Origin of the sequence: Mesorhizobium sp. M2A.F.Ca.ET.039.01.1.1, assembly GCF_003998035.1 — a bacterium.
Classification (GTDB): domain Bacteria; phylum Pseudomonadota; class Alphaproteobacteria; order Rhizobiales; family Rhizobiaceae; genus Mesorhizobium.
In genome coordinates, this window is sequence record NZ_RZRY01001005.1 from 1 (window position 1) to 1793 (window position 1793).

Here is a 1793-nt window from a genome sequence, read left to right on the forward strand (position 1 = left end):
CAAACCTTCCGATTGTCCAAATCGCACGGTTGGCAATTGATATAGGTTGTGCCTGGGGCACTCTCGAAGACAAAATCGAAGAACTGGCGGGGCGCGCGCGACAACGGCATCAGCTTCGGTGGTCCTCATAGGCATGAATAAGCGCTGCCGAAACGATATGTAGTCGTTTCTCATTGATCGATCGTGTCCGCTTCTGCAATTCCGGACCGAGGTTAATCTGATGGCCGTAGGCTCAGCGAGGGCAATAACGGATCGGCCGCTGGTGCTCGCTTTCCACGGTGGATGTTATGGAAGCATTTCCAACCACCTCGATGCCAAAACCTCGCTCAATGTTGACGCTGTGACTGCGCTTCACTCAGTCGATCGGCGCTAAACCAACATGTTGCAACGTATCCTTCAACTAAATTTATAGAATATTTGCGGCCGCAGACTGCTGACAATGATACCTTCACCGCAACGTCTGAGAGCGGGCACGGATAAAAGCTGACCAAGTTACGCTCAGACCGCCACTCGCACTCGGGGTTATTGGCTTGGGGAAGTCAGCACCAGCAGGTGGAAAAGCGGATGGTGCCGGCGATCGAAACCTTTGGGTCGCCTCGACATCTTGGTCAGCAACGCCGGCGTCCGGATCATGGCGCCGCTTGTCGGTGAGGCGGCCATAAAGGAGATCGCGTGTTCGCGTGGAGCGGTGTGCGGATGCCCGAAGGCGCGCGACAGTTACCAAACGAAGGAGCAAAGACATGTGCGGCATCTGTGGATGGATTGATTTCGATCGTGACCTAGGAGGTTCCGACGCGCGAAGGGTGGTCTCCGACATGACGGCCACCATGGCTTACCGCGGTCCGGACGACGAGGGGACTTGGATTGATGGGCCTGCGGCGCTTGGACACCGCCGGCTTGCGGTCATCGACCTGGAGGGGGGCCGCCAGCCGATGGCGCTCCATGAGGACGGCCGACCAGCCTTGGTGCTCGTCTACGGCGGCGAAACTTACAACTACCGCGAGCTGCGTCAACGGCTCGTCGCCCTAGGCCATCGGTTCGACACGAGCAGCGACACCGAGGTGGTGCTGCACGCCCACCGGGAGTGGGGCCGCGACGACCCCTGCATCGCGGTGAGCGAACTCAACGGGATGTTCGCCTACGCACTGTGGGACACCGCCAAGCGAGAACTGCTTCTCGTGCGCGACCGGCTGGGCATCAAGCCGCTCTACTACTATCCCACCCGGCATGGAGTGTTGTTCGGCTCCGAGCCAAAGGCGATCCTCGCCAATAGTCTCGCGGAACGAGCCATGGACGCTGATGGGCTTCGGCGCACACTATCTTTCGTCGCCAACCCGGATAACACAGTGTTCCGTGGTATGCGTGAAGTACGGCCCGGCCACATCGTCCGCGTAACCCGCGACGGCATCCAGCAGATGACCTATTGGCAGCTCACCGACAGCGGGCACACCGACGACGTCCCTACCACCGTTCGGCGCGTCCGCGAGCTGCTCGAGGATACGGTCCAGCGGCAACTCATCGCCGACGTGCCCCTAAGCACGCTCTTGTCGGGGGGGCTTGACTCCTCCGCTTTGACAGCAATGGCCGCGCGCTTCAGCGACGAACGGATCCGGTCCTTCGCCGTCGACTTCGTCGGCTACACTGAAAACTTTATCCCCGGCCCGTGGCACCCCACACCCGACGGGCCGTACGTGCACGAGGTCGCGAAGTACGTTGGTACCGACCACACCGACATCATGTTGTCCGCGGACGAACTCATGGACCCGAACGTGCGGGCCGCCGCTCTCCACGCC

1 protein-coding gene is annotated in these 1793 nt (G+C 60.7%); it reads left to right on the plus strand.

Translation table 11 applies throughout. The annotated features are described in order from the left end of the window. Positions 1-740: 740 nt before the first annotated feature. The coding region (gene asnB / locus EOA24_RS36630; RefSeq protein WP_127410750.1) for an asparagine synthase (glutamine-hydrolyzing) at positions 741-1793 on the plus strand (1053 nt) is incomplete at its 3' end.